General features: G+C 63.3%; 21 protein-coding genes. 2 read left to right on the forward strand and 19 right to left on the reverse strand.

Annotation, left to right across the window (positions count from 1 at the left end; translation table 11 throughout):
* Positions 1–2: 2 nt before the first annotated feature.
* The 9 genes from H8F25_RS01950 to H8F25_RS01990 form a co-directional block, all read right to left on the reverse strand.
* Positions 3–2,690 carry a PglZ domain-containing protein gene (locus H8F25_RS01950; RefSeq protein WP_197211780.1) on the reverse strand — a complete coding sequence of 896 codons (2,688 nt, stop codon included), beginning with the start codon at positions 2,688–2,690 and terminating at the stop codon, positions 3–5.
* A 73-nt stretch (positions 2,691–2,763) separates the two neighbouring features.
* Positions 2,764–4,440 (reverse strand): RNA-binding domain-containing protein, encoded by a 1,677-nt coding sequence (locus tag H8F25_RS01955; RefSeq protein ID WP_197211781.1) that lies wholly within the window; start codon positions 4,438–4,440, stop codon positions 2,764–2,766.
* 181 nt (positions 4,441–4,621) lie between these two features.
* Positions 4,622–9,022 carry a BREX-1 system adenine-specific DNA-methyltransferase PglX gene (gene pglX, locus H8F25_RS01960; RefSeq protein WP_197211782.1) on the reverse strand — a complete coding sequence of 1,467 codons (4,401 nt, stop codon included), beginning with the start codon at positions 9,020–9,022 and terminating at the stop codon, positions 4,622–4,624.
* A 14-nt stretch (positions 9,023–9,036) separates the two neighbouring features.
* Complete coding sequence (gene brxC / locus H8F25_RS01965; protein WP_197211783.1) at positions 9,037–12,567, reverse strand: BREX system P-loop protein BrxC; 3,531 nt, start codon at positions 12,565–12,567, stop codon at positions 9,037–9,039.
* A gap of 2 nt (positions 12,568–12,569) precedes the next feature.
* Positions 12,570–13,169 carry a BREX protein BrxB domain-containing protein gene (locus tag H8F25_RS01970; RefSeq protein ID WP_197211784.1) on the reverse strand — a complete coding sequence of 200 codons (600 nt, stop codon included), beginning with the start codon at positions 13,167–13,169 and terminating at the stop codon, positions 12,570–12,572.
* Positions 13,166–14,158: a BrxA family protein gene (locus H8F25_RS01975; protein WP_197211785.1), complete on the reverse strand. Its 993-nt coding sequence runs from the start codon at positions 14,156–14,158 to the stop codon at positions 13,166–13,168. Before H8F25_RS01975 ends, H8F25_RS01970 begins: the two co-directional genes overlap by 4 nt.
* On the reverse strand, positions 14,158–14,718 hold the full coding sequence (locus H8F25_RS01980; protein ID WP_197211786.1) for a BrxE family protein: 561 nt from the start codon (positions 14,716–14,718) through the stop codon (positions 14,158–14,160). Before H8F25_RS01980 ends, H8F25_RS01975 begins: the two co-directional genes overlap by 1 nt.
* Positions 14,719–14,882: 164 nt before the next feature.
* Positions 14,883–15,137: a hypothetical protein gene (locus H8F25_RS01985; protein WP_197211787.1), complete on the reverse strand. Its 255-nt coding sequence runs from the start codon at positions 15,135–15,137 to the stop codon at positions 14,883–14,885.
* Positions 15,138–15,187: 50 nt separating this feature from the next.
* The gene (locus H8F25_RS01990) at positions 15,188–16,135 is read right to left on the reverse strand and encodes a fatty acid desaturase (RefSeq protein ID WP_197211788.1); all 948 of its coding nucleotides are present in this window, start codon (positions 16,133–16,135) and stop codon (positions 15,188–15,190) included.
* A 264-nt stretch (positions 16,136–16,399) separates the two neighbouring features.
* Between H8F25_RS01990 and H8F25_RS01995 the strand changes: the two genes are divergently transcribed.
* Positions 16,400–16,861 carry a transposase gene (locus H8F25_RS01995; RefSeq protein WP_370525793.1) on the forward strand — a complete coding sequence of 154 codons (462 nt, stop codon included), beginning with the start codon at positions 16,400–16,402 and terminating at the stop codon, positions 16,859–16,861.
* Positions 16,862–17,111: 250 nt separating this feature from the next.
* Here H8F25_RS01995 and H8F25_RS02000 read toward each other — a convergent pair whose 3' ends face one another.
* Positions 17,112–17,993, reverse strand: coding sequence for a hypothetical protein (locus tag H8F25_RS02000; protein ID WP_197211789.1), 882 nt, complete (start codon positions 17,991–17,993; stop codon positions 17,112–17,114).
* Positions 17,990–18,424, reverse strand: coding sequence for a heme-binding protein (locus tag H8F25_RS02005; protein ID WP_197211790.1), 435 nt, complete (start codon positions 18,422–18,424; stop codon positions 17,990–17,992). The genes H8F25_RS02000 and H8F25_RS02005 overlap by 4 nt, the downstream gene beginning before the upstream one ends.
* A gap of 172 nt (positions 18,425–18,596) precedes the next feature.
* On the opposite strand from H8F25_RS02005, the gene H8F25_RS02010 reads away from it, so the two are divergent.
* A complete protein-coding gene (locus H8F25_RS02010) occupies positions 18,597–19,520 on the forward strand; it encodes an AEC family transporter (RefSeq protein ID WP_197211791.1) in 924 nt (307 codons plus the stop codon).
* Positions 19,521–19,847: 327 nt separating this feature from the next.
* Here H8F25_RS02010 and H8F25_RS02015 read toward each other — a convergent pair whose 3' ends face one another.
* The 8 genes from H8F25_RS02015 to H8F25_RS02050 all read right to left on the reverse strand — a co-directional run bounded on the left by H8F25_RS02015 (position 19,848) and on the right by H8F25_RS02050 (position 24,759).
* Positions 19,848–20,924: an esterase-like activity of phytase family protein gene (locus H8F25_RS02015; protein WP_197211792.1), complete on the reverse strand. Its 1,077-nt coding sequence runs from the start codon at positions 20,922–20,924 to the stop codon at positions 19,848–19,850.
* Between the two features lie 64 nt (positions 20,925–20,988).
* The gene (locus tag H8F25_RS02020) at positions 20,989–21,207 is read right to left on the reverse strand and encodes a hypothetical protein (RefSeq protein WP_197211793.1); all 219 of its coding nucleotides are present in this window, start codon (positions 21,205–21,207) and stop codon (positions 20,989–20,991) included.
* Positions 21,208–21,386: 179 nt separating this feature from the next.
* Positions 21,387–22,403, reverse strand: a complete 1,017-nt coding sequence (locus H8F25_RS02025) for a DUF932 domain-containing protein (protein ID WP_197211794.1) — start codon at positions 22,401–22,403, stop codon at positions 21,387–21,389.
* A gap of 133 nt (positions 22,404–22,536) precedes the next feature.
* Complete coding sequence (locus H8F25_RS02030; protein WP_197211795.1) at positions 22,537–23,559, reverse strand: ArdC family protein; 1,023 nt, start codon at positions 23,557–23,559, stop codon at positions 22,537–22,539.
* On the reverse strand, positions 23,556–23,861 hold the full coding sequence (locus tag H8F25_RS02035; protein ID WP_197211796.1) for a single-stranded DNA-binding protein: 306 nt from the start codon (positions 23,859–23,861) through the stop codon (positions 23,556–23,558). The genes H8F25_RS02030 and H8F25_RS02035 overlap by 4 nt, the downstream gene beginning before the upstream one ends.
* A gap of 85 nt (positions 23,862–23,946) precedes the next feature.
* Positions 23,947–24,228, reverse strand: coding sequence for a hypothetical protein (locus tag H8F25_RS02040; RefSeq protein ID WP_197211797.1), 282 nt, complete (start codon positions 24,226–24,228; stop codon positions 23,947–23,949).
* A 3-nt stretch (positions 24,229–24,231) separates the two neighbouring features.
* Complete coding sequence (locus tag H8F25_RS02045; RefSeq protein ID WP_197211798.1) at positions 24,232–24,489, reverse strand: hypothetical protein; 258 nt, start codon at positions 24,487–24,489, stop codon at positions 24,232–24,234.
* Between the two features lie 3 nt (positions 24,490–24,492).
* Positions 24,493–24,759, reverse strand: a complete 267-nt coding sequence (locus tag H8F25_RS02050; protein WP_197211799.1) for a hypothetical protein — start codon at positions 24,757–24,759, stop codon at positions 24,493–24,495.
* Between the last annotated feature and the right edge of the window lie 1,050 nt (positions 24,760–25,809).

The raw sequence follows: 25,809 nt of genomic DNA on the forward strand, positions 1-25,809 counted from the left end.
CGTCAGCCGATCAGATCCACTGGCAGGTCCTGGCTCTTGTGCAGCACCAGATCGGTGGCGGCGTCGCGCAGCTCCAGATAGAGCTTCTTGGCGCTCACTTCAGCGGGGAGCATCAGGCCGATGGTGGCGGCCTGGCCGGGGGTGAGGGTGAGGCGGTTGGTGTCGCGATCGAGCTCAGCGCCGATGGCTTGGATCGGGGTGGCCACCAGCTCCTCGCTCTTGCTGTCGTAGGCGCCGAGCACCACCTGACGGCTCTGACCCTGGTTGAGCAGGGTGGCGGGTAGCTCGATCGGCAACATCAGGATGCGGTTGGTGATCTTCTCCGGCAGCGCTCCAGGCCAGGCTGGCTGCTTGGACCGCTTGCCCTTGGCGGCCTTGGCTTCGTCTGCAGCAACAGCGCCAGCTGGATTGCAGCGGAAGCTGAGCAGCGGGATCAGCACCTCCTGAATGCTGGTGCCGCCGTGGTGATAACAGAGGCTGCCGCCTGCTTTGAGCACACCGGCGGAGCGGGGCACCACCACCGAGAGCCCATTGGTGCCGTAGCCCAGATCCGCTGGCGGGATCTCGATGCAGGGCTCCTGAACGGCTGAGGGATGGCCCAGCCAGCAGCGGCGCTCCAGCTTGAAGGTTTTGCCAGCAGGCGCTGGGATCCGCATCGCCGGTTCGCGGCCCAGGGGCAGATGCAGGAAGCCATGATCGGCTGTGATTACGATGCGCTCCAACGGCTGCTCCAGCGGCAGCGCAGCCAGACGGCGCACGGCTTCTTCGATGGTGTCGAGCTCGCGCTGCATGTCGGCGCGCACATTGGCGAGGCGCTCGTCGCTGTCGCGCTCGCCGGCCTCATCGATGCCGATGCTGGTGATCACCACGGGACCGGCGCCAGCGAGCTTCTCCAGCAACACCGCCTCCTTGCTGCGGATCACCTCCACCAGGTTGAGCACCACCGCCGCAGGCACGCGTTGCTGCAGGTGGGCCAATCGTTTGGCCTTGTCATTGCTCCAGCCCACCGGCACGCCATCCACCACGGAGCAGGGTTCCCCGTCGCCTTCGGTGACGGCAAAGCTGCGCTCGGCGCCGGGCAGCAGGGCCGACATGCCCACCGGCGTGATCGAGGGAAGCGCCGCCTGGGCGATCTCGAGCCGCAGATCGCTGAGCTGCTCGCGGCTCCAGCCGCTGAAGCGCTCATGCAGGGAGGCGCCCATCTCGTAGCGCAGGGCATCCACCCAGAACACCACCGCCCGACCAGCCCCTGGCTGCACGCGCTCGGCCCAGATGCGGGTCTGAGCCATGGCGCCGGGGATCAACCAGCCGGCCTGCTGGAAGGCATCGGTGAAGCGCTGCGTCTGCTTGTCGAGCAGCTGCTCGTAGCGGTTGCGCAGCTGCTCCAGGCCCTGGGCCACTTCCACGGCAGCAGCGGTGAGCTCGGCCACCTGCTGCTCCAGGCGCCGCTGCAGGCCATCCACGTGGTGGGCCAGATCGGCTTGGTAAGCCAACCAGATTTCGACGGGAGCCGTTGGCTTGGGCAGCTGGGCTTCCGCCTGATCGAGGGCCAGGCCGAGCGAAGCTGCGGTGCGCGCCAACTCCCACTGCAGCCGCCGCTGCGACTGGGTGGGATCGGTGGGCTGGCCCACCAGCCAGAAGCTGTCGTGGCGGGCAAGCACCAGCTCCTGGGCTTTGGCGGCTTCCCCTTTGGCGAGAAAGGCATCGACGCTGCGCAGCAGGAACTGCTCCTCACAGGGGAAGGTGTCGATGGCACCGAGCACGCCAGGCCGTTCGCTGCCGATCAGCTCACGCAGGCCCAGCTCCTCTTCCACGCGGGCGGCGATGGCGATGTAGGCGCCGGCATGGTTGCGGCGCAGGGCCTTCACATCGGTGAGGGCGTTCTCCTCTGCCGCCTTGCCCACGGGCAGGGATTGCTTGGCGAAGGCGGTGAGCTCATCGCCATGCCAGTCGTGGAGGAACTCATGCAGCAGCAGCGCCCGCTGGGCCCGCTGACGCCAGTCGGCCAGTGTGGCGTCTGCTGGGAAGCCGAGGCCCCAGCGGCTGTGGAGCAGATCCTGCAGTTCGCTCTCCAGGCCCTTGGTGCTGGTGCCGGCATCGAACTGATCGGATGCCAACCAAAGCCGCGCCAGTTCGGCATTTTCGGGAGGGCTGCCCATGCCACCGAGCTGCTGGCGGAACAGGGCCTTGAGCTGGCTGAAGCCACCGTCGCCAGATTGCTCCAGGGCGATGGCGATGTCGCGGTAGGTGAGATCGGGCCGTTTGAGCAACTGCTCCACCTTCTCGGGCTCCATCACCTCGCGCAGGTAGACGCGGGCCCGGTTCACCAGCTGCGCTTCGAAGACCGTGCCTGCACGGATCAGCTCCAGCAATGTGGCCCGGCCGTCGGCCTCTTGCCTCTGGGGTAGGTAGACGAGCAGCGGATCGGGCAGGTCTGCGCAAACCAGCGGCTCAAGCTGGTGGCGCAGGGCAAACAAGCTGGTGCCTGCCACAACCCACTGGGCCTGCAGCTCCCCGAGGTTCAGCCCACCAGGCGCCTCACCGCTGGGCGGGCTGGTGGCCAGGGCATCGAGCAGCGAGCGCAGTTGCTCCGCAGGGTCAAACAACAGCACCACCCGGTGCAGGCTGAGCTGCTTGGATAGCTCCTGGCAGAAGCGGGCCTCCAGTTTGTTGGGAGCAGCCTGGGTCATGACGAGAGGTGGCGCACCCGATACACGCAACTTACGCGCGTGCTCGTATTTATACACGTGTGCTCGTAAATACTCATATGGCTGTCGGGAGGTGGTAGGTGCGGCCTTTGCCCACCCCTTCCGGGATCAGGGCGCCGCGTTTGCAAAGGCGCTGCAGGGCATGGGTGGCCTGGTTTTCCTCAAGGCCAATCGTTCGGATCACATCCCGGCGGCGCAGGCCCTGCACCTCGGCGGCCAAAGCCAGGATGCGCTGATCGATGTTTTCAGTGGTGAGAGCCGTCTGGCGCCGGTAACCGGTTTCCTGATCGAAGGCTTGGTAAACCTTCTGAGAGAGGGTGTAGCTCCGACCGCGACCCTGGCCCTGAGCAGCAACCAGGTCGGCCTCCACCAGTTGCTCCAGGTGCCGCCTGATCGTGGGCTCATCACGGTGCAGGCTTTCGGCTAATTGGGCAGTGGTGAGGCGGCGCTGCTCGTGCAGGGTGTGGAGGAGCAACAAGCTGAGCAGCCCCAGCGGTTCACCGTTCTGGCGTTGCCGCTCTTGCCAGAGGGCGACCAACTTGAGGTTGGCCGGCAGGGTGCTGAGCTGCAGCACCACATCGTCGAGGCTGGATTGGCTGTAGTTGGGGGCTGAGCGGCCTGCCTCCAACAGTTCCTGGTAGATGCGATCAACACCGCGGCCTGTGCGCTCCGCCAGGCCAATCCGCTTGAGGGCATCGGCAAGGACCAGATTGCGCGAACGGGGCGGGGTGGTGAGCAATGTGGCGATGCTGACGCCACGCACGAAACCGCCAGGGTTGCTGATCACCAGCTGCTCGCCGAGTTGCCAGGTGACATGCACGGCGGCCAGGCGGGTGTAATCGCGGTGGGCGAGGGCATTGATGAATGCTTCGCGGAAGGCCCGCTTGCTGAGGTTGGGCACGGGCACGCGGAACAAGCCCACATCCAGCTCCTGTTCCGTGAGAAAAGGATCAATCCGCTGCTCGATCTGCTCTACCAGCGCAAGCAGGGGTAATCGCCAGAAGTGATTGATCCGCACCTCCGTTCCCTGGAGCACCTGGAAGCCGCATTCATGGCCGGGGATGCAGCGACGAATCGCCGCTTCCTGACCAAGCAGCAGCAGGCCCGCTGCGGTGGGTCGGTTGTTGCCCTGGGCATCGGGCTCCACCAGGCCGAGGGCCCCATCGAGCTCATCGTCGCTGAGCTCCAGAAGGGTGGGGTCGCCTTTGTAGGTGCGCACCATCGTGCGCAGCCGCTGGCGTTCAACGGGGTTGAGATCCTCAAGTGAGGCCGAGAGCAGAGGTTCGGCCGACCAATCCAGCTCCAGCTGCTGATGGGAACGCCGCATCACATCCACAGCGGTGGCCGGCCGGCAGAACGGTTTGCCTTGTTGGTCGAGGCTGCGGATCTGACAACGCCCATCGCGGCTGAACACCGTTCCCTGGGCTACGGGAACATCGATCTGCAGCACTGCGAGGTCGTTCAGCTCCAGACACTCGACCGTGACGCCCAGCGGTGGCGTGGTGAACTCAGCGATCACGGCAGCCAGGTTTTTGCTCCGGTCACGACCTGGATGCAACCCCGTGACAGTGCCGTTGTCTTCAATGCCGAGGTAAAGGGTTCCTCCCTGGGCATTGGCCAGACAGATTGCTGCCAAGGCGAGATCCCGATCTTTCAGCTGCTCTTTGCGGTCAGCCTTGAACTCAACAGTGAGAGTCTCTGCTTTGGGCAGCTCAGGAGCGTTCACGTTCATGACGGTTTTCCTCCAGCTGAGCCCAAGAGAACCAGCCGCTTATCTAGGGAACTCCCCTCGATCCGAGGCGAACTCCCCTCAATCCGGCGTCCAGCTCCCCTCAATCCAGAGTGAACTCCCCTCGATCGGGAGAGCCCCTGGCTGAAGCGTGCCTCCAGTTTGTTGGGAGCTGCCTGCACCATCACGCCTCGACCTCAGTTTCTGAGGCCATAGCAGCTCGACCCTGCTCACTGAGCACGTAGCGCGCCCCGCGACGTTCGCCCAGCTGATCGATCTGGCCGCTCTCCTTGAGCTGCTTGATCAGAGCGGTGAGGGCATTGGGCTCCACGCCAATCAGATCAGCTATCGCCGCCTTGGCCAGGCCATCGGACGGTGCGGCGGTGAGGGCCAGCAGCACCTGGCGAGTGGCTTCCGCATCCACGACGGCAGCGGTGCCACGGGGACGCCGCGTAGCAGAACTGCCACTGGCGCGTGTACTGCGGCTGGAACGGGTGCGGGTTGGCGCCACGGGCGGTGGTGCAGCCAGGAACCGCTCCAGGGCGCTCTTGACGGCTGGATTGGTGTGCTCAGCAATGAGTGATTGCAGGTCAGTCTCTGAGAGCTGCCGCGGTAGCCAGTTGCCGTTGTTGGTTTCCTGCCAGAGGCGCTCCTCCAGGCCATGGGCGATCGCGAGGCTGCGATCGGTGGTGCACTTGGGGATCACCCGCTCGGGCCAGAGGTGGAAGGCGAGATGGGCCCAGTCGTAATCGCCCTTCACCAACTTGTCCCAGCACTCCTTGCACTTCTTCTGCCACGGGGTGTAGGGCGTGATGCGCCAGAGCATGGCGTGGTTGATGATCACGCCATCGTTGAGATTGGGATTCCAAAGCGGAGCGACTAGATCAAGCTCGCCCTTGAGAATGCGCAGGTCCTGGAGAAGTGTCTGCGCCTCCTGAAGACGGGCAGCTGCATCTCCTGAGAGAGCTCCCTGGGATTCAAGCTCGAACTGTTCGCGCTCGGCCTGCTGGATGCGGGGCTCCACGAAATCACGCAGCAGTCGATAGAGCGTGTCTTGAGTGAAGCGGTGGTAGTAGAGCCAGGCTGAATAGCTACCGCTGCCTGCTGAGAGCTGCCAGTAGATAGGAGCCTGGCGGCGACTCTTTGAGTAGCGCTTCAGATGATCAGCGAAGAAGCCAGCGGGCTTGCGCAGGTAATCACGCAACGACTTTGTTTCAAGGGCTTCACAGAGTTCCAAAGGAGTCGAATCAGAATTGCGGCCATCCTTGCTCTTGCCCAAAACGATCTCAAGAACCTGGAGGACGCGACACTCAATATCCAGCTGGTGATCTGAGTCGTCAACAAGAATCGCGTCACGCAAGGGTTCTATTGGATAAACGATTGGCTTGTCCCCAATTTCATAGGGAAGGCCATTAATGGCCAGCAATTGACCGGGAGGGTAAATTGGCAATGGCTCAAAGGGTGCAGGCAGCGCAGGGATAGGGATATCGCCCACTGCAATTCGAAGATCCCACCTGCCATAAATCACACCAATCGAATATGAAATCCACTCCGAGGCCTGGCAGGCTAAGGAGTCTTCATCTGGAGATGTATACCGCTCGACAAGCGCCGATCTACGCAATGCAAGTGGCGTAACACTATTCAGGTCGCCCCCAAAGATCAGGCCTCCAACGAGATCGTCTATCTCGTCCGAAAGATATTTGAGTTGCTCAGTAATCTCGTGCCGGAAATGGCTCCGGAGTGGAGCGGGAACACAAAAGATAGGGGAAGTCTCGTTGATCCGCTCTATCTCAGATACCCTTGCGTAAAACTCTTGCCCGAGACGAGTAAGCTCACTCTTGGCTGAATCAAGCCAATTGCGTTGAACGGGAAGATTCGCTGTTGCGCGAACCTCTTTCTTTCGATAACGACCGAATGCACTAGCAAGATCTTCGCCCCAAGTTGACGCCAAAACGGTCAAGAGCGGCAGGCAGTCGACATTGTCGTTCAAGAATAGAGATATTGAGTCACCCGAAAAGATATGACCAGGCGGCATAATGCGCGGGCCAAGGCCAAGTCCCACTCGGGGATGCGTAATACCTGGCTTCCACCACCAGTCAATACTCTGACGCACCTGTGCATCAGTGCCATACTTGGAGACCTGAAATGCTCTCGCTTCTCGTCCATTATTAAGCCAATTGTATACAACGGGTGTCGGACTTGTGTATGGCTGAAACTCCCCGCCCTCCTCGTATCCAAACCAGTGAATCCCTATAGACGAATAGAGCTGCTCCCAGCGCAGGCGCTGGAATCGGAAATCATCAAATGTCTGATTGCCTTTGGTGACCGTACCAAAACTTGGATCTACTCGGTCGGGCTCTTTCCACAATGAAACCTTCGAGGCTCCCATGTAGTAACAAAATGGCTGCAAGTATAAATTCTTGAACATTTCCATGGGGACCAGCTTTGTGGTGCCGCTGCCAAGATCATGAGTGTTACGCATAAGCTCAGTGCTTTTGCTGGTATTTGCGGTGAGGTCAATGAATGATGTTCTATCAGCGGGGCCTGGCAGAGAAACCGTCAAAGCAGTGTCAACCGTGGCTGCATCGAGGACTCCTGGACCAAGTTCCACCATGCAATGAAGTCTCCTAGAATCAACCCATGCACTCCGCACAAACCGCATTGGCTTGGTGAACATAAACAAAGACGATGTAATCGCGCCAACAAAAGGCTTGTCGTCCCTGTCGTACAAGAAGCGCCACAGGAACGACCCGTAAATATCCGTCCAGGCCGACTCGTACTTCGATTTAAGGTAGCCTAGGCAGGCCTTGGCAGGATTGCCAAAGGGAGGATTCATTAGTACTGCGTCATAGCTCTTCCTGCATGCATCAATAAAGGCAAATCCTCCCGCTGCATCCTCTGCAAAGAGCCGGCGCTGGTAGCCGGTGCTTTCGGCTTGGTCGGCGTAATCGTGCAGCGCAGCGTAAATACGCCCCTCGATATTGACCCAGAAGTCCTTAGTGAGGTTCTGAAGGTCGTCGTTCAATGATGCCCCGACCTGACCCAGTGCTGCTAATTCGGCTGCAGTGAAAAGATTCTGCTGCTGGACAGCAAGCTTTTGCCATTCCCTTCGTGCATCATCAACTGCATCACGGATTTCTTGCTCGATCTTGAGGAGTGACCCGGCTTCACCAGCTAGCTGCATCTTGTCGAAGATCGCTTCAAGCAGCTGCTGAACAAGACCCCGTTCTGCTTCTGGGAATTGCTGATCCACAAAATCAGCCAATAGCTCCCGTTCCCCTGGCATCGGCTCAGCGCACACCACATTGGAGCGGGTGATTGGTGGGCGATCAGCAACAACCAGCTGGTGCTCTTGCCACGCTCTCTGTGCCCGCAGCCAGAGGGTCAGCCTGGCGATCTGTGTTGCCCGTGAATCAATGTCTACGCCGTGGATGTTGTGCTGCAGGATCAGCCTGGGCACCTCATGCAAAAAGGCTTCCTTGCTGGCGAAATCCGCTGCATAGGAGACAAAGGAAGCAAAAGCTTCTCCGTGCTTGGCCTGCTTCTCTGAACCTTGGGCGATCTCCCAGGCCTCCTGGTAGATCTCTAGATAGAGATCAAAGGCATAAAGCCCAAAGTGCATCGAGCCGCAAGCCGGATCCAGCATCCGGATCTCTCGCGGATCCTTGAGCGGGCGATAGGGAATGTGCACCGGCTGGCGCAGTAGCACCTCTTGGCTGAGCGCTTCATCGCTATCTGACTGCTTGGGAGATTCCTCCCCAGGCTGAAGCCAGATTTCATTGGGCCGCCGTACCAGATAGCGGCAGCGATCCTTCAGCGCCGTATTGCCCTGCCGCATCTCATGCCAAATACGCCCCAAGGTGTTATCAGTCAGGAACTCCACTACATAGCGCGGTGTGAAGAACTGGTTCCGCACCGCTAGTTCACGGCTGTTGCGCGGCGCTGATGACTCCTCGCGCATCTTCTTGCGCTCGGCATCACCGTTGAAGTATTGGTACACCCAGCCCAGAGTTTCGTCTTCACTCCAAAGCTCAGCCAGCTCAGGCCGGTTGAGGATCTCCAACAGCTCTAATAACGCCGTGCGCTTTGGCCAGAGCAGGCTCGCCGGATCGCGCGGATCAAACAGCGCCCGCAGCTCGCGGCTCACATCCTCAAAGATCGTTTCCAGATAGAGCCGATAGCTGCTCTCCTGATCCGCCAGCAACCCCTGGGCCACCGCGGTGAACTCCAGGAAGCCCGCACTCTCCAGCCCCCCACTCACGCAGGGGCGCACCAACTCGCGGGCCTCCATCAGCTTGAGCGCCACGAAGCGGTTTAGCGCTGTGAAAGCCATCTCCCGCAGGGCGAGCAGCAACGCTTCCTTGCGGTCGTTGATCTGGGCTTCCTTGTGCTCGATCCAGGCGATGAGCTTCTCGCGGATCAGCCGCTGCTCGGCCAGCAGGTGCGCACCGGGCTCGTCCGCCCAACGCACCTTGTCCACATCGATGTCGTAGGTCTGCAGCAGCTGGCTACGGAACTCCTCTTCCAGCAGCCTGCGGGCATCTTGGGTTGCCTTCTGCAGCCTGGTGCGTTGTTCCTTCTCCATGGCTCAGGCCCTCCTCACTGCAACAAGACCTTGCGGTCGTTACCCAACTCTTCTTCGCAGCGGTGGCGGATGCGACCCAGTACCTCTTCAAGCCCATCGGAATCAAACGGCTCGCGGCACAGCTCACGCACGCTCACCTTGCTCACCTCCTGCTCTGGGAACGCCCACTGCTGAGCCTTCTGCTCCTGCTGGCGCAGCACGCCTTCGAGCATGGCGGGCTGATCCCGCAGCCGCACCAGGTCCAACCCCTCGGCGGCACAGGCTCTTTGGCGCAAAGGCTCTTTGAGTTGCTCCTGCCTTTCGCCATCCAGCTCTGCAAACCCTGGAGCCTGCTCCAGCTCCGCCATCCGCTGCTGCACCTGCGCAGCCAGGGCCTGTTGGGCGTCGCTGCGGCGTTGGGCGTAGGCGTCTTCCAGCTTCTTGGCGTGCTGGTCGATCTCAGGGATCCGTTCGTAAAAGCTCAGCGACTGCAGCAGATCGCGCAACTGGTGCTCGGCCTCGATCAGCTCCTGCGGCAGGTCACTTTCCTGCTGCAACTGCCCCCAGAGCCGCTCACTCAGGGCATGTCGAGCCCGGCGCAGATCCTCCAGGCGGGTGTCCAGCACCTCCTTGATTGCCGTGGCCCGCTGCCATTGCTCCTTCACGGCCTCGGCACTGGAGCGGAAGGCCTTCACCACCTCTTCGTCGTCACTGTCCTGCCAGGTGGAGACCTGCTCGCAGGCCTGATCGAGCGCGTCCCGACCGGGCAGCTCCAGAGGCACCATCGCCTTGCTGGCGGCGTTGAGATCGGCATTAACGCCGACTGCCGTATTGCGGATTTCCTTCGCCAGTGGGCCCGATTGAACGCCGGGAACCGTTTTGCCAGCGAACTTTTGGAAGAGCTTGCTGGCTTCGATCACATCCTCAACGGTGATCGTGCCCGTGTGCACCCCGAAGGCGGTGGCACGGAAGGTGCTGTTGTTGGTGAAGAGGGGCCGCACCTGAGGGTTGGCGCTGCCCACAAAGCTCTGGGCGTTGTGGGTGGCCTTGAGATGGCTGCCCACCTGGAGAGCGGCCACCAGGAACTTCACGGCATCGAGCGTCCAGCCGTAGGGCGCATCGGCGAAGTGATCGGCCAGCTCCTTGCCGCTCTGCCCGCCTTTCACCTTGATGCGGTTGAGCACCGCCTGCAGGGCCGGGCGGTTGGTGTCGATCACCCACTGGCCTCCCTCCTCCTTGCAGAGGCGCAGGGTTTCGATCGAGCCGGTGAGGCCCTTGAGGTTGTCGGCGCTGAGCAACTTGCTCAGTTCGTCGCCACTGGGGCTGACCGCCGCTTCCCCAAAGCGCTCGTAGATCTGTGCCAGGCCATCGCTGAGAGCCTCGCGGATGGCCTCCACCGCCCGGCTGGCGTTCGCACCGATGGCGCAGGGGCCGCCGTTGAGCAGCACCTGGCCGTGAATCAGGGCCTGATCCACCAGCCGGCAGGACTCCTGGCGGAAGCTCTCCAGTTTGCGCCGCTCCTCGCTCACCAGCTGCACCTGGCCCTTGCCGCTGGCGTCGCGGCCTTTGAGGTCGATCACCTTCTGGGAGCGGAACCACTCCCCCAGGGCACGATCCAACTCCGGGCTGGGGCGCATGGCCCAGAAGAAGGTGTTGGTGTCTTGCTGGCTCTGCTGGCGCAGCTGCTCGACCCGATCCTCGAAGCTCTCGCTGCCATCCACCCGCTCCACCTTCACCGGCACATCACCTTTCACCACTTCGCTGCCGCGGAAGTGCAGGGCCGCCTTGAAGCTCTTCACACCATTGCCCAGGCCGGCGCTGGGCACGGGTTCCCAGTTTTGCCGCAGGGCTTCCTGCAGCAGGTTGTGGCGATCTTGGGCTGATGGCGCCTGCTGGCTGCGCACCTGCTCCCAGTCCTCCTCTTCTGGTTTGGGGATGCGGTACTGCCCATCGGCCTTGCGGATCAGATTGCGCTCCTCCAGGTGCCGGCAGGCCTCCTGCACCTCGGATTCGAGTGAGTCACCATCCACCCGTGGATGGAGCACCACGGCGATGTTGCGCTCGGTGACCGGCACCTGATCCACGAACTGCAGCAAGCAGATTGCCTTGGCCACCGGCACCGCCAGCGGGTGGCTGGCCTTGGTGGCGATGTCGCTGATCTTGCCGCGGTACTGCGAATCGATGTTGTTGCTCTGCAGGTCGTAGACCCGATCCAGCGTCACCAGTGCGCCCACCACCTCATCAGCCAGTCCGCACTGGGGATTGGTGAGCAGCTCTTGCGCGAGCTTGATGATCGCCCGGTTGGCCCCGCCGAACTGTTTGCTGGCGCCACCGGAGAGGCGCAGGCCCGACACCACCTGAATGATCAGCTCGATCTGATACGGCAGCAGGGGGTAGAGGTCGGCGAATGCTTTGCCGGTGAGCTCGGGCAGCCGGATCTTGGTGTCGAGCTTGGTATGGCTGGCGAGGCGCCCCTGGTGCTGCTGGAACAGGCCCTGGAGGGTCTGTTCGCCCCCACTGTTTTTGCCCAGCACCCGCCGACTGGTGACCTCGGCAATGTCGGAGGGCTCCAGCACCGGCTTGTAAGGGAAGCGGTCCTGCAGGCGGGCCAGCTCAGTGCGGTTGTCGTCGAGATACCCCACCACATCGGAGAGCTTCTCCTGGGAGGTGACCATCACCCACACCTTGCCGCGACCCTTCACGCCGAGCTGCTGCACGATCGCCTGCAGATCGAGCATTTTCTGAATGTCGCGGGCCACGTACTGGCCCACCTCATCCACCACAAACATCAGCTGTTTGCCGGGGTGCTTGCGCGCCATCAGCTCGATGGTGCGCTCCGCCAGGCTGGCGGGTGTGATCGGCACGCTTTCATCACGGGCGCTCTTGAGCCAGCTGTCCTTCTCGGCGTAGGTCTGCGGTTCGAGGGCGTGCATCACCGCACTGGCCCTGGGCATCGCCTGCAGCAGCCGGGTTTTGGCGATGGCCCAGTCTTCCCCGGGGTAGAGCTGGGCAAAGGCATCGAGGAAGGCCTGCATGCGGCCCTGCTCCTCCAGCTCGATCTCCAGCTCCGCCACCTCCAGGCTGCTGGAGTAGCCGAGATGATCGAGCAGTTTGCGGTAGAAGATCTTGGTGAGCGCGTCGCTGGCGTTGACGTTGCGATCAGCTGAGACGTCAAAAATGATCGCCTCGGTGGGGATCTGCTCGTTGATCGCCTTCAACAGGGCCTTGATCTGCAGGTTCTTGGCCCGCTGGCCGAGCAGATCGCCGGCGCTGTCGCCCGCCAAGTCCCGATTGCTGACTGCTAGCCCCACATACTTCGCAAAGCTCGACTTACCTGCGCCAAAGAAGCCCGCCACCCAGATGGCGATCGCCTCGCTGGGTTGATTCACCGACTGCCGGTAGCCCTCCAGCACCCGCAGCATGTTCTGCTCGATCGACTCGGTGAGGATGTATTCGTCGATCTCCTGGCGCACGATCGCCACGTCGTCCTGATCGACCTTGATCACCTCTTCGATTTTGCGGTCGATCCGACCGGAGAACAGCTCTCGGATGGCGGTGGTGGTCATGGTCAGGCGAATAACTTGGGGCGGTAGTTGTGGTCGGCTTCGGCTTCATCCATGAAGCGCAGCCCTGCCGGGCCGTCTCGCTGGCCCGGGTAGAAGAGCACCACCGGATGGCTCACCTTGTGGTGCAGGTTCTCCAGAAGTGCTGACGGTCGGTGCAGACCAAACAGCGAACCCACGCGCTCCAGGAAGACGATGTGGCTGGTAGTGGGCTTGGAGGCATCGACGGCTTCGGCGACGAGCTGATCCAGTGGTGTGGAGCCAGCGGCCTTGCCACTGAGTACATCGCGGATGGTGTCGCGCACCATCTCAACGCCCAGGTCGGCTTCCCCCTGGGCGATCTCCTCCAGCGACAGCCCGGCGGCTGCGATCGACTGCTCCAGCAGCTGGGCCATCGAAAGACGCTGCACGGTCTTGCCGGCGTTCTCCAGCCGCACCACCAGATCCCGCAACGCCTGGCGCAGCTCCCATTCGTCTTCCGGGGGATAGAGGAAGATCCCGAACGGCATGTCGGTGTAGGTGCTCAGGCCTACGCCCGAGTCGGCGGCGGTGAGTACCGGCTCAAGCTGCTGCTGCAGGCAGCGCTGCCATTCCTTCTGGCTCATGTCCATACCTCCTGCACCAGGGCTTCAGCGCTGCTCGCCGGCAGTTTGAGGTCCACCACCGAGCCGGCGCGGTAGTAGCTGATCACCTGGGCTTGATGGAGCAGCAGTAAGCGATGCTCCAGCTCCGCTTCCGGAAGCCGGAACCACAGCCAGCGCGGATCGCTCAGGGCCGCTGCCGTGGTGCGGTTGCTGGCCAGGGCCTGCAGCAGCACATAGAGCAGTGGCTCATCGGCCAGGTAGTAGGCCGTGAAGCGCCGCTTCACCCGTCCTTGAAGAAGACCGAAATCGACGCCGGCCTTCAGCAGACCTCCGGCGACGCGCTTGCGGGTGCTCTCTCCCCACTCCGCCACTTCGGGATGGCCCTGGCTGCCGGTGCTCTCCAGCCAGGCGAGTGCTTGATCGGTTTGGAGGAGATCGCCACCGGCGGAGAAGATCTCCCAAGTCCAGGCCAGGCCATCGCCGAGCAGGCCCTCGCTGTTGGCCATGTGCCACAACAGCAGAGGCCGCCAGTGCTGGCGTCCTGTGGCGGTGCGAGCAGCCAGGGCCAGCGAGCGGTCTGGGCCTGAGGGCTCAAAGCGACGGCTGAAGGTGGTGCACACCTGCTTGAGCCAGGCCTGGGTGGGGGCGCCGATGCTGTTGCTGGCGCGCACCCGATCGAGGTTGGCCCGTTTGCTGGCCTCCAGATCCCACTCCTCGAACACCTGCAGGGTTTCGCTGACCAGTGCCCCCTTGATCAGCCCAAAGCTGCAATAGGGGGTGATGCCGGGGGCTTTTGGTTGGGCCTTGGCCTTGGGTGCTCTGGGCGTGGTCTTTGGTTTCGGTGCCGTCTGCTTGGGCTGGGGTTGGGCTTTCGCTTTGGCTGTGGTTTTGGTGCTGGCCTTGCGTGCAGGCTTGGGGGTCGCTGACTTGGCCGCAGCCTTCTTCTCTGCTGCTGGAGCAGACGCTGCGGCAGGAGCAGGCTTGCGCTTGGCCTTGGTTGCCGTTGCCATCAGCTCGCCACCTGCAGGTAGGGCACCACAAGCTGCCCGGGCTGGCCGCAGAGAAAGCCGGCTGTCAGCCGCTCGATGTGCCCCTGATTGATCTCAAAAGGATCGTCCAGGCGCAGGGCCTTGGCGGTCTGCGGGGTCTGCTGGCGGGCCCACTCGATCGCATCGGGATCAAGCTCGGCTAGCTCCACAAGCGCCTGGGGCCACTGCTCCGCGCTCAGGTCCCAGGCCGCCTGGAAGCAGTCCGCCCACTCCTGGGGCTCGTCCATCCAGCGGTTGCGCTCGTTCTCGAAGGCGTCCTCCAGCTGGGGCGTCAGCCGGAACAGGTGGCAGGTGATCGGTCCGCCCGGGGTGGGCTGGATCGCCAGGGCCTCATCGCAGGCCAGCTGGGCCACCCGGAACCCAGCCCGGGTCTGGGCAAACGGTGTCGAGCGAGGGAAGCCCTGCTGGAACAGGAACTCCCCTGTGCTGGTGAGCACGCCACTGTTCCACCAGCCCAGCCGCTGGGTCTCGCCCATGGCCGCCACCACCAGGCGTAGCTTGAAGAGCTGGCGGAAGTCCAACGGGCGGTGCAGGGTGCAGCTAGTTCAGCACCAGAATGATGCCTCGCTGGCACCCTTGGGCAAATCCTGGCAAAACCCTGCAGCAGCAGGGATCTGCCGGGAGTGTGCCGCCGGCTTGAAACTATGCACTGGGTGCATCATTTCCAGTGATGAACCAGTCATCGCTAGTGCAACCGCATCGCCTCCTGGTACTCCGCCTCGATCCCTAGCCCTGAGTCCTCATCGGGCGTCAGCCGCTTCATGCCCACATGGATGAGGCAGGCCAGGGCCAGGTCGCTCCAGCTGCCGGGCAGGTTCTTGAGGCTACGTGCGGTGCCGGGCTCATTGATCTGCAGCCCGCCCTGGCCCACGGCCGCCACCTCGCTCAGCACGGCAATGAAACGCTGCTGGCCGTTCCCATCACTGAGACCAGGCGTCATTCGGTACTTCGGCACCGGCCGCGTGGAACCAACAGCCTGATCTCTTGGACTCAACCCACGCCAGCCAGGCTCCAGGCTTCCTGGATCCAGAGCTTCAGGCCAGACGCCAAACTCTGTTCCTGCACCTCTTCCGGCAGGTTCCACTGGCTGGCGTAGTCGCGGGCCAGGGTTTCGAGTTCCGGAAGATTGGGGATCGGTACTTTCGGCCAGAGGTGATGGCCCAGGTGGTAGCTCCCGTACCAGGTGAGGATGCGCATGATCGGGGAGCGCGCATGGGCCAAGTTGCGTGTTTGTAGCACCTGCTGCTGCCAGTAGCTGTAGCCCTTCCCCTCCGCTGAGGTGGGGATATGGAACGCCGCGATGTGGACCATGAACACCGTGCTGAACACGACGCTGGTGATCAGGGCGCAGCGCACACCGGTGAGGGCAACAAGCAGGCCAAGCCCCAGGCCCGGCAATAGGGCCTGCAGCCATTGCCGCTGACTCAGGGCTCGATACGTGCTGATCCCCACCATCAACAGGTGAAAGGCGGGGATGGTGATCACAAACGGAAGGGTGGTGCTCACGGCCCGCAGTGGCACAGCCACACGGGCGAAGCTGCGCAGCAGCCCATCGCGGCGCAGTAGGCCGATGTAGTCATCCAGATCCTTATCGACCAGATTGCCCACATCAATCGAACCATCACTCAGCTGCTCTGGCTTCTCCTGGGATGGCTTCGTGGACCGTTTCTGGATTAGCTGGCCTTGGTAGTCACCCGTAAACGCGTGATGGCTGTAGTGGGTCTGCCACTGCTGGGCATTCATCCCCGTGACTAGGCTGGTGAGGTTCAGCAGGGCATCTTCTGCCGCACCATCAAGGCCATCGCCGTGGATGTGGAGGACCTCGTGCTGGAAGTTCAGGATGGTCAGCGCAAATACCCCTGCGGCAAAGGCCAGCCAATCCGCGATGGGTGAGCCCCGAAAGAGACTGGCTTCCAGCCCGATGCAAGCCAGGTACAACGTCGCCCCCAAGCCGAAGTAAACCCCATATGCCAGCCATGGCTTTCGCCAGGCCGACTCCGGAGGGAGCGGGGGGTGAGAAGGGCCATCAAAGGCCCCATCGGCTTTCACCATGGTTGAACCGTTCACTGGGCGCCACGATTCTGAGGCCTACACCCCTGTTCCTGCCGTCCAGGGTTAACGATTTCAGGGGCCAGAACTGTCCAATAAAAGCAACCCACCTCAATCACCTACATCCCGCTCAGCAGGGGCTTTCTCTACCTGGTGGCGATCGTCGACCTCTTCTCCAGGAACGTCCTCAGCTGGAAGCTCTCAAACAGCCTTGACACGGAGTTCTGTCTGGATGCCCTTGAGATGGCGCTTGGAGGCGGCCGTAAGCCAGAGATCTTCCACTCCGATCAAGGCTGCCAGTTCACCTCTGGCGACTTTGTGGCGAGGCTGCAGGCTGAGGAGATCAGGATCGGCTGGTCAGGGCGAAAACGCTGTTACGACAACATCCTCGTTGAACGGCTGTGGAGGACCGTCAAGTATGAGGAGGTGTACCTACATGCCTATAGCCATGGCTGGGAAGCTGAAATCAGCCTCGCCCGCTTCCTATGGAGGTACTGCCATGTAAGGCCCGACAGCGCCCTGGGAGGCAGAACTCCCCATGAGGTCTACACTGAGCCCGAATCCTGTTTCACCCGTCCGGGGTTAACGATGTCAGGGGCCGGAACTGTCCAATAAAAGGCACCCACCTCACATCCCCTGGGCCCTGCGCATCGGCGCCAGGGTCTCCAGCACTCACCCAACCGGCCAACGAGCTTGTCGCCGACCGGCCAACTTCATTGTCGGCGGACAGAGCTGCTTGCCACCCATCACCCCAGCCCTGGTCTGCGATCACAGCACCATTGTGGCGTGGATCGATCGGGTTTCCCAGAGTCCCCCTAACTGCAAGCAAGCTACAGTATAAGAATGTGCTAGCAACTTAATGCCGTTACCGTATAATCCTCTTGTAATGATTTCTAACCGCCACTGGTCGCTTTCCAGACTGTACGAGAATAATATCTATTGATCCGTCTGGCATCAGTCTGCCCCTATAGCTCCCATCTTCATCGTATTCAGCTAAACCGATTTCACAATCAAATGGATCTACAACGCCTATGATCTCCTCGACATGAGACTTGGTCAATGTTCCATCTTCTTTGTGCCCAGCATTTGTTTTCGATTCCCAGGATCGCGTGCCACTAATTACACCATCATTGTCAACATCAATTGAAAGCTTAGACACTCCTACGTGTTTGCCAATGCTGTTTATTCCTATGTTCACGGCTGAATACTGGCCTGATATTTCTGACAAGTCTGCCGGAGGCTTGCATGAAGTGTCTCGTGGGGCTTGATCTTTCTGCACTCCACAGGCAGAAACAGAGCCAACAAGAAGTAACCAACAAAGTGTGCGCATAGAATAAATTCCACCTTGGTCCAAGGAGGGTCTGGATAACCGGGCATGTTGCCCATGACAGAGATCGAGACTCATATCCCTAGCTTGAAGCCGATTTCTCGATTGGAGGTTGTCCAGACCTTCCTTAGCACGGGAGCCGATGGGGCCGCTGCTGCTGGCGGCCATCACCGCGACGCTCACCAGCAGCAACGCGCGCCCGCCCACCACATCCCCGATCGGCCCCAGCACCAGCCCCCCGATCGGCCGCATCAGATAGCCCACGGCAAACACCGCGAAGGCACTGAGCAGCTGCAGCGACGGCTGATCCGCCGGGAAGAAGGCCTCACCGATATCCCCGGCGAAGTAGCCATAGATGGCGAAGTCAAACCACTCCACCGTGTTGCCGATCGCACCGGCGACGGCGCTGCGCGGGATCATCCGGGAGCCCGTCCATCCAGGGCCGCCAGCAGGGCGTCGATGCCCGCCCGGGCCACGATCAGATCCTGCTCGGCGGTGCCGGAGCCGACGCCGATGGCGCCAATCACCCGGCCCTCCACCAGGATCGGCAGTCCGCCGCGGAGATTGGTGAAGCGGCCCTGGGTGGCCGCAGCCAGTCCCGCCGCCAAAGGCTCCGGCAGCTCACCGCTGGGCGCGGCCGATGAAGCAGCCGTCGCGGCCTTCTGAGTGGCGGAGTACTGGCTCAGCACCTTGGCGCCATCCATGCGCAGGAAGGCCAGAAGATGGCCGCCCCGATCTACAACGGCGATGCACTGGGGCGTGCCGATCTCCCGGGCCTTGGCCGCCGCCGCCTGAAGGGCAACCATGGCCCCCTCAGCGCTGAGTTCAGGCCTGTGCTGCAGGTACGTCATGGACTCAAGCGGGGATCCAGGCCAAGGCGACGCTGGTTTGGCCCAAAGGCCGACCCTAGAGCGATTGGCGCCCACAGGCGACGCAGAAGCCACAGGTGGATCATGGTTCCGGGCGTCGATGATGGTGATCCATGCGCAAGCCGGTGAGGATGACTCTGCGTACCCACCACAGATGACGCCGGTCCTGCTGGCCCTCGGCCTGATCGCGCTGATCGGCAGCCTGCTGCGCTACATGGTTGCCGATCTCGATGTGGAGGCCGCCCGCCGGACCATCGGCGTGCTTGTGCTGAATGTGTTCCTGCCGGCCCTGGTGTTCCGGGTGATCTGCAGTGTTCCAACCGGACCGGAGATGCTGCAGATCCCGCTGGTGATGGCCATCGGAGTGGGCTGCTGCCTGGCGCTGGCGCTGCTGATCTTCCGCCCCCTTGCCCTGCGTTCCGAAGAAAAGGGGGCCCTGATCCTCGCCAGCGCCTTCGGGAATGTCACCTATCTGGGGCTGCCGGTGCTGCAGGGTCTGTTCCCTGCTCTGGCCCTGCAGGTGGCGAAGGTGGCGATCCTCAGCGAGGTCACCACCACACCCCTCAATCTCAGCGTCGGCGTGGCCCTGGGCGAAAGCTTCAGCGGCAATGTGAGCAGCGGGGTGCTGCGTCAGGCCATCCGCGCCGTGATCACGATGCCGGCGCTCTGGGCCATCGTGCTGGCCCTGGCCTGGACCGGTAGCGGCATCCCGATCCCGGGGTTCCTGATGGAGGCCACGCGGATCCTCGGCAACACGGTGACCGGCCTGATGATGCTGTCGCTGGGGATGGGGCTGCGCTACCGCCGCATCCACCAACCACTACCGCTGCTGCTGGCCAGCGCCATCAAACTCCTTGTGTCGCCGCTGGTGATCCTGGCCGCCGCGCGCTGGATCGGCCTGCAGGATCCCTACCTGCAGGCCGTGGTGCTGGAAGGAGGCATGCCCACACAGCTGCTCACCTTCGTGATCGCCGATCGGGTGGGTCTGGATGTGGAGCGGCTGGCCCTGTGCATCCTGCTCAACACCGCCGCGTCCTTCCTGACGATCCCACTGCTCCATGGCTGGCTGTTCAGCTGAAGGCTGCCAGCTCAACCCTTCGTCCGGTATCGGCTGGAAATTGGCCCGTGCGTGCTCACCCTGATGCAGATGGCAGGCGAGCTGCGGGATGCAGTTGGGGCCCGGATGGTGCCGGAAGAAGTGGCAGGTCATGTAGACATGGCGGCTGCGGCTGGAGCGCAGCACCGCCTCGTCGAGCCAAGGCCACTCCTCGATCGCCTCGTCGCGGGAGGGCTGCAGCCCTGAGAGCGGGACCGGCACCATGGCGCCTCCTCAATGCGTACACCTGTACTAGCAGGGCTGGGGTTGTGGTGCCAGGGGCAGGCGAGTACTTGTTTTTTGGGAATCTCAGCCATGGTGCTCAACGGCAGGCGCCATGGATGTGCACCGGTCTCGGGGGATGAGCAGGGCGAGGCGATTGGTCTGCAGGGGGCTGAGGTTGTCGTCGCTGACCAACAGCATGGTGGGACGGCCGTCGGGAAGTGGTGGTCCTTGGCTCAGGGCCTCCCAGTTGTCCGGCGCCAGCCCACCGGCGATCAGGTCCCATTCGGCCAGTGGCGCCGCCTCGCCGGTGCTGCCCGCGGCGGGCAAGGGATAGAGGGCCAGGCGGATCTGCCAGCGATCCGGCGGCTCAAAGCGGCGCAGCAGACCTAACAATTGGCCAGGGCCAGGCGTCAGAAGGTCAGTGAGGCCCCATCCATCGCCCCGCGGCAGCAGTAGAGCGCCATGGGGCGTGGGGGTTGGCGCCGCCTGGAGCGGATTGGTTCCCACCGGCCACGTCCAGCGCAGCAAACGCACCTGCCGAGGTGGATCCTGCAGCAGTGGGTGCTCCGAGGCCATCAGCAGTGAGGGCGCCTGGCCTCGATCGGTCCTGGGGAGCAGCAGTAGCGACTCGGGACCGCCGTTGCTGGCAAGTCCACTGCCCTCGCCAGGTCGCCAGGCCTCGGGGAGGTCAAAGGCATCGAGAAGGGTGCCGCCAGGAGCGTTGAACCGAAACAGCTGGGGCGGCCGTTCCGGGCTGCGCCGACCTTCGCTGGCAACCCACCACTGACCCGCCAGGTACACAAAGCCCTCGCCGTCGATGGTGGCCGGCAGGCGGCGACCGGGACCGCTGCGCAGCGGGATTTGCTCAAGCAGAGAGGGCGCCGTCCCAGCGGCAAGCCCGCCCCATCGGCTCACCGTCCCGGTGGGAAGGTCGCTCAGCAGCCAGAGGCTGTCGAGGTCACCGTCGTAGTAAGCGGCTGAGAACCCCCCGATCGGCTCACCGGCGGCGTTGCGCCGAGGCAGCTCCAGCTGCCGGGCCACCTCCCAACCGCTGGAAAGGGGGCAGGGCAGGGAGATCGAGGCAGGAGTGGTTCCGGCCTGCAGAGGAAGGTCCCAGAGGACCACAGCAAGGCCGGCCGAGAGCAGGTGACTCCATCGCATCTGGCAAGCATTGGCCCAGGCCGCTGCAGCGGCGGCATCAGAGGACACGTGACGTCACTCAGCGTCACTCCTCCAGTTTCTCCAGCTCTTCCCATGCCGCCTCCAGGGCACGGGTCTGACGTTCGGCCCGGTCGATGGCGTTGGCGGTCTGACCGATTGCCTCGAGCAGTGGCCCCGCCACCGGGGCGAGCTCTGAGGTGTAGGAGGCGATGGTGCTCCAGAAGCCGCTTTGCATAGCGACGGGGAGCGCGGGTCTGCTGCGGCGCTTCGGTTTGCTGGTCATGGGGTTGGCGTCGGTTGATGGGGTGAAGTGCAGAGGCGCCGCTGGCGCCGGGGCGGAATGCCCGTAGGCTCGAGCCGCTCACTCAGGGCGGGGTTCTGCCTTGGATGAGCGGATACACCCGGACCGGGCGTGAGACCCCGGTCCTTTTGTGTCGTTGGCTGTGCCGTTGGGCCTTGCGATCAGGCGCGGGTGGCGGCGAGCGCCAGCTCCTGAGCGCGGGTCAAGGTCGCCGCACCCTGGCCCCAGTACAGGGACTCGAGGCGTTGGCGGGCGGCTTCGGTGGGGTCCTTGGCGCGGCCCGCCTCATGCGACAGGAACTCCGTCAAGGCCTGGTACGCGCCCCAGTAGCTCCCACGCACTCCGGGGATGTGGGCGCCGATGCCACGGCCGTGGAACTTGTTGGCCAGGCTCTCCCACGCCGGTAGATCCTCCAGCTGCCGGGGCCGAGCGGTGCTGGCGTCACCGCGGCGATCGTTGATGGTGCGGCTCAGCTGCTCGGCGAACACCCGCTCGACGTAGGCCCGGAACTGGGCGGCGGTGCAAGGTGTGGAGGCCATGGCCCGCAGCTCGGCGAGGCCGCCGGTGAACTGCTGGCGCTGCACGTCGATCAGCGCCGGTAGCTGCTCAATCAGCGCATTGGCATTGCGTGTGTGCCGGATCCGGCAAAGCTTGCCGCTTTGGCTTGGTCGTGCCGCCTGGCCCAGCGCTGCCGAAAGGGTGTTCTGGCAGACGACCCGGATCGGTGAAAACAGGACCTGAAAGGCGAGGCTGCCGTCATGGCTTGTGCAGCCGACGAGGTATTGCTGCACCGGATCGCCACGCAGGACATCGCCCTCGGCCTGCCGGATTCGTGCCGTGAAGGTCACCTTGCGGCCTTCCGCCAGGACGCAGACGGCATCCATCGTGGCGTCTTCATGGAGGGCTTCTGCGAGGCGGATCAGCTGCTCGTTCTGGACCAGGGTGTAGGTGCTGTTCATCACCGCCAGGACCGTGCCGGTGTCGGTGCGGGTGATCGCCTGATACCCATCGATCGGCCGCATGTCGGCGTCGTAGACGGCGCGGCCGGCGACGGTGAAATCAGCCTGGGCGATGCGGAAGGCCTCCCGGGCCGGCAGGGTGCCATCGAGGACGGTGCCGAGCTGGTGCCAGGCGCTCTGGCCATGCAGGAAGACGCCGGAAGTGAACTGGTGGGACATGGGGGTGTGCCGGCTCGGTGAGCCGGGTTGAGCGGATACGAAAAAGCCCCACCAAGGGCGGGGCGGGCCGCACTCGGGGGAGAGCGGCGAAAGCTGGGGCAGGGTTCACACCTGCCCTCCCGTTTGCGACGGATCAGCTGGCGTCAGGCGCTGTAGCGGCCTCGTCCTCGGCTGGTTCTGGCGCGATCAGATCGGCCGCCTTGCGGGCAGCGCTCAGCACCTGGAACAGCACCGATGGCGACTCCTTCAGGAGCTCGGCCCAGTGGCTGAGGTAGGCGGCGTGGTTCTGGAAGTCCGACCCGATCTGGAGGCGCTGGCAGACGATCACCGCGCCCAGTTCGGCCACCAGCTCCTCACGGGCATAGGCCGCCGTGCCCATGGCGCCGCGTTGGTTGCGGTCCAGCCGCGAGGGGTGACCGGTCGAATGAATCTGCTCGTGCGCCCAGGTCGCCGCGAACGCCTCCCGGTTGGAGAAGGCTTCCGCGACAGGCATGGAGATCCGATCGGCGCCAGGGCTGTAACAGGCCACGGCACCGCCAAAGACAGTGGGCACGGGCCAGGCCTCGAGCATCGTCTCGGCGTGCTCGAGGCGGACAGCTGCAGAAGGTGGCGGAGCGGACTGCTGGAGGGCAGCGGCGATCGCCACCGCGAGAGCCTCCTGGGCCTCGGGCGTGGTGCCGACCAGATCGGCGGCGTTGAACACCGGCACCACCTTGTATGACACCCAGCTGGTCGTAAGCGGAACGCCCTCGGGGGAGAGCTGGACGTTGCCCTGCTCATCGCGCTGATCGCGCTGGTTCAGCTGCGGCCGGACGATGCGCACGGCACTGCATCCCTTGCGCGGGAACCAGCCGTTGGCCTTGGCCTGGGCGCCACCGAGCCATAGCGGCAGCGTGTGGCCCTTCAGGAGGGCGCCGAACTCCAGCAGCAGTGGGTTGGAGCCGCGGTAGGCGTGGCCCGTGAGCAGGTTGCGGTGGGAGCCCTGGTGGCCCTGCCACTCCCGCCGCCATGGGGCGGTGCCCTGCTCCATCAGGGCGATCAGATCGGCGACGAGCTTCTCCTCGGGTGAGGGTCCGCGCTCGGTGGCGGAGGCCTTCCGGGATCGGCGTCCATTGGCTGGGCGATGGGTCCGGTTCGCGGTGGTGGCGGTGCTCATGCCACCTCCGCTGCATCGCTGCAGGGTGCGCAGAGAACCTCAAGGCGATCCACGAGGATCCAGGGCTTGCCGTCTTGCATGCGGAGATCGCCGACCACGCCGATCAGGGCGCCGAGCTGGACCTCGTCGTGGGCACGCTGGGCCGGCTTCCCCCAGAGCTCAAGGAAGAACGGCTCGGAGGGCCCGCCAAAGCGGCGGCGGTTGATCGTCACCGCGAACGTGACGCGGACCGAGCCGGATTCGTAGAACACGGCCGCAAGAGGGGTCGCAGCGCGACCCACCAGGGTGATGGAAGCTGTCATGGGTGATCCGGCCAGAGACCGGGTGAGCGGATACAGAAAGGCGTGCCCGGCGGCGATCAGCCGGGCGAGGTGTCGACGCAGGGCGTCACTCGAGGACCAGGAGGGAATCGCCCTCGCAGCAGTTGCAGGCCCAGATCCAGAGCAGGCGGCGGCGGTTGGCCTGGTGATCACAGAGATCGGCTGTCGACCAGGCGCCATAACCGCGCAGGTGGTGGCGGATCATCCAGGGAGGGCCGTCGAAGTCCAGGCGACGAACCCAGTACTCGACGGCGTCATCGACCGGGCCGGAGGCGGAGCAGTCGGCTACGCAGTCAGCCGGCAACAAGCCGTGGCTGAACGATCCGTGGAACCAGCGGTTGCGGAACATCGCTCAGCCCTCCTGATGAATCAGGAAGGTGAACGTGGCCACCTCACAGGCCAGGCACCACCGATCGGCGTCGTGGTACTTGCAGAAGTGCGTGTTATCGGCCAAGTCAACGCAGGAGACGTTCTGACCAGGGAAGGTCTCCTCCCACCAGCCGTCTGCCGCCGCGATGTCGGCGTCATCAAGGCTGCTGGGGTCGGCGTTGATGAAATAGCAGGCCCAGTGGGTGGGGAGCTCGTAGGTGTCGACACGCAGAGAAGCCATCGATCAGGCCTCCGCGTAGGCGGACTCGATGCGATCACTGCAGTGATCGCAGAAGAGCTCGGGGTCTTCCCAGTTGACGGCAAGAGCGATGACGTTCCAGCCGTCGCTGCCGGTCGTGGTGGCGATGCAGAGGCGCTCGGAGGCGCAGCAATGGCGGCAGAGGCAGGCGCCATCGGAGGTGATGGCATGCAGGGGATAGCCGCTAGGCCATGCGAAAGGGGCCCGGCTGAGCGTGTCAGCCAGGCGCAGTGATCTGGATTGTGTGGTCATGAGTTGACCGATTGGGGTAGAGAATGAGCGGATACGAAAAGGCCCCACCACGAGGGGTGAGGCGAGCCAATCCAGGCGGACTTGAACCGCCAAACAGCAAAAGCCCGACCTGTAGGTGCACGGGTCGGGCGATGCTGCGCCTTGCCTGTTCATGCCAACGGCCACGCCGTCAACATGCAGGTGGATTGGGTTGGGGACGGTATTCGTCGGGTGTTCTTGCCCTTCTTTTCAGTCACGTCCAGAGACTGGAAGCCAGAGTTGCACTGGCTGCGACGAGTTGGCACACGGGGTGCACAGCGCGTCAGGGCCGCAAGGCCCCGCAGGAGGAAGACTTGGCGTCTATTGATACTGTCCTGCGCTTCTATTCAGCCGGATTCAAGTTCCGGAACGCTGGGGCAGCTCAGCCACGGGACGCCTGTAGATTCCGAGCCCACAAGGGGGCCGCACCGGCGTGATCCGTCCTCGGGGAGCCGTGCCAATCGCGGCCACCCCTCGTCTGCCCGCTCACCCCCTGATCCACTTGGCCGAGTGAGAGCGCCACGGGGACCGCATGTCCCTGACCCAGACGCAGAGCGCCTGGCCCTCTCACTTGCACCTACCGGTTGACGTCAACAGTCCTCATAACAGGACCGAATCCGTGTGGCCGCCGGGGAAGCGTTTCTATAATTTGGCGCGGCAAAGCAGCCGCTCAGCGGAAGTGCATAGGCTCGGCGCCTGTTCGGCGCAGTCAATAGAAGAGAAGAGATGCAATCGACCCGGCCGCAATGGCTGGGGGCCTGGCCGCTGAGGGTGAGCGACTGCGGCGCAGTCCTGCCTGAGCGGTTGAGAGAAAGGTAAGGGGTAAGGGTCGCGAACGTCAAGCAACTCGCCGGAAGCAAGTCATAGCCAGAGAGGCGACAGATGCGCCAGTCAACGCAACATCCAGGGCGCATATCATTTCCACCCGCAATAGGAAAATGTATGTAGATCAGGCGCTCTGATTTGGTTTGCGAGCCTGACGGGAGGGAGGGGTGGTGATCTTTATGCAAATACACTGCCCATTCATTGATT

Origin of the sequence: Synechococcus sp. CBW1004, assembly GCF_015840715.1 — a bacterium.
Taxonomy (GTDB): domain Bacteria; phylum Cyanobacteriota; class Cyanobacteriia; order PCC-6307; family Cyanobiaceae; genus Cyanobium.

Excerpts from the sequence above, each read along its gene's own strand:
- H8F25_RS01970 (WP_197211784.1), bottom strand. The coding sequence starts at position 13,169 with ATGAGCCAGAAGGAATGGCAGCGCTGCCTGCAGCAGCAGCTTGAGCCG.
- H8F25_RS02045 (WP_197211798.1), bottom strand. The coding sequence starts at position 24,489 with ATGGCTTCTCTGCGTGTCGACACCTACGAGCTCCCCACCCACTGGGCC.
- H8F25_RS01975 (WP_197211785.1), bottom strand. The coding sequence starts at position 14,158 with ATGGCAACGGCAACCAAGGCCAAGCGCAAGCCTGCTCCTGCCGCAGCG.
- H8F25_RS01985 (WP_197211787.1), bottom strand. The coding sequence starts at position 15,137 with ATGACGCCTGGTCTCAGTGATGGGAACGGCCAGCAGCGTTTCATTGCC.
- H8F25_RS02040 (WP_197211797.1), bottom strand. The coding sequence starts at position 24,228 with ATGTTCCGCAACCGCTGGTTCCACGGATCGTTCAGCCACGGCTTGTTG.
- H8F25_RS01955 (WP_197211781.1), bottom strand. The coding sequence starts at position 4,440 with ATGAACGTGAACGCTCCTGAGCTGCCCAAAGCAGAGACTCTCACTGTT.
- H8F25_RS02015 (WP_197211792.1), bottom strand. The coding sequence starts at position 20,924 with ATGCGATGGAGTCACCTGCTCTCGGCCGGCCTTGCTGTGGTCCTCTGG.
- H8F25_RS02000 (WP_197211789.1), bottom strand. The coding sequence starts at position 17,993 with ATGATCCCGCGCAGCGCCGTCGCCGGTGCGATCGGCAACACGGTGGAG.
- H8F25_RS02010 (WP_197211791.1), top strand. The coding sequence starts at position 18,597 with ATGACGCCGGTCCTGCTGGCCCTCGGCCTGATCGCGCTGATCGGCAGC.
- H8F25_RS02020 (WP_197211793.1), bottom strand. The coding sequence starts at position 21,207 with ATGACCAGCAAACCGAAGCGCCGCAGCAGACCCGCGCTCCCCGTCGCT.
- brxC (WP_197211783.1), bottom strand. The coding sequence starts at position 12,567 with ATGACCACCACCGCCATCCGAGAGCTGTTCTCCGGTCGGATCGACCGC.
- H8F25_RS02025 (WP_197211794.1), bottom strand. The coding sequence starts at position 22,403 with ATGTCCCACCAGTTCACTTCCGGCGTCTTCCTGCATGGCCAGAGCGCC.
- H8F25_RS01950 (WP_197211780.1), bottom strand. The coding sequence starts at position 2,690 with ATGACCCAGGCTGCTCCCAACAAACTGGAGGCCCGCTTCTGCCAGGAG.
- pglX (WP_197211782.1), bottom strand. The coding sequence starts at position 9,022 with ATGGAGAAGGAACAACGCACCAGGCTGCAGAAGGCAACCCAAGATGCC.
- H8F25_RS02050 (WP_197211799.1), bottom strand. The coding sequence starts at position 24,759 with ATGACCACACAATCCAGATCACTGCGCCTGGCTGACACGCTCAGCCGG.
- H8F25_RS02030 (WP_197211795.1), bottom strand. The coding sequence starts at position 23,559 with ATGAGCACCGCCACCACCGCGAACCGGACCCATCGCCCAGCCAATGGA.
- H8F25_RS02035 (WP_197211796.1), bottom strand. The coding sequence starts at position 23,861 with ATGACAGCTTCCATCACCCTGGTGGGTCGCGCTGCGACCCCTCTTGCG.
- H8F25_RS02005 (WP_197211790.1), bottom strand. The coding sequence starts at position 18,424 with ATGACGTACCTGCAGCACAGGCCTGAACTCAGCGCTGAGGGGGCCATG.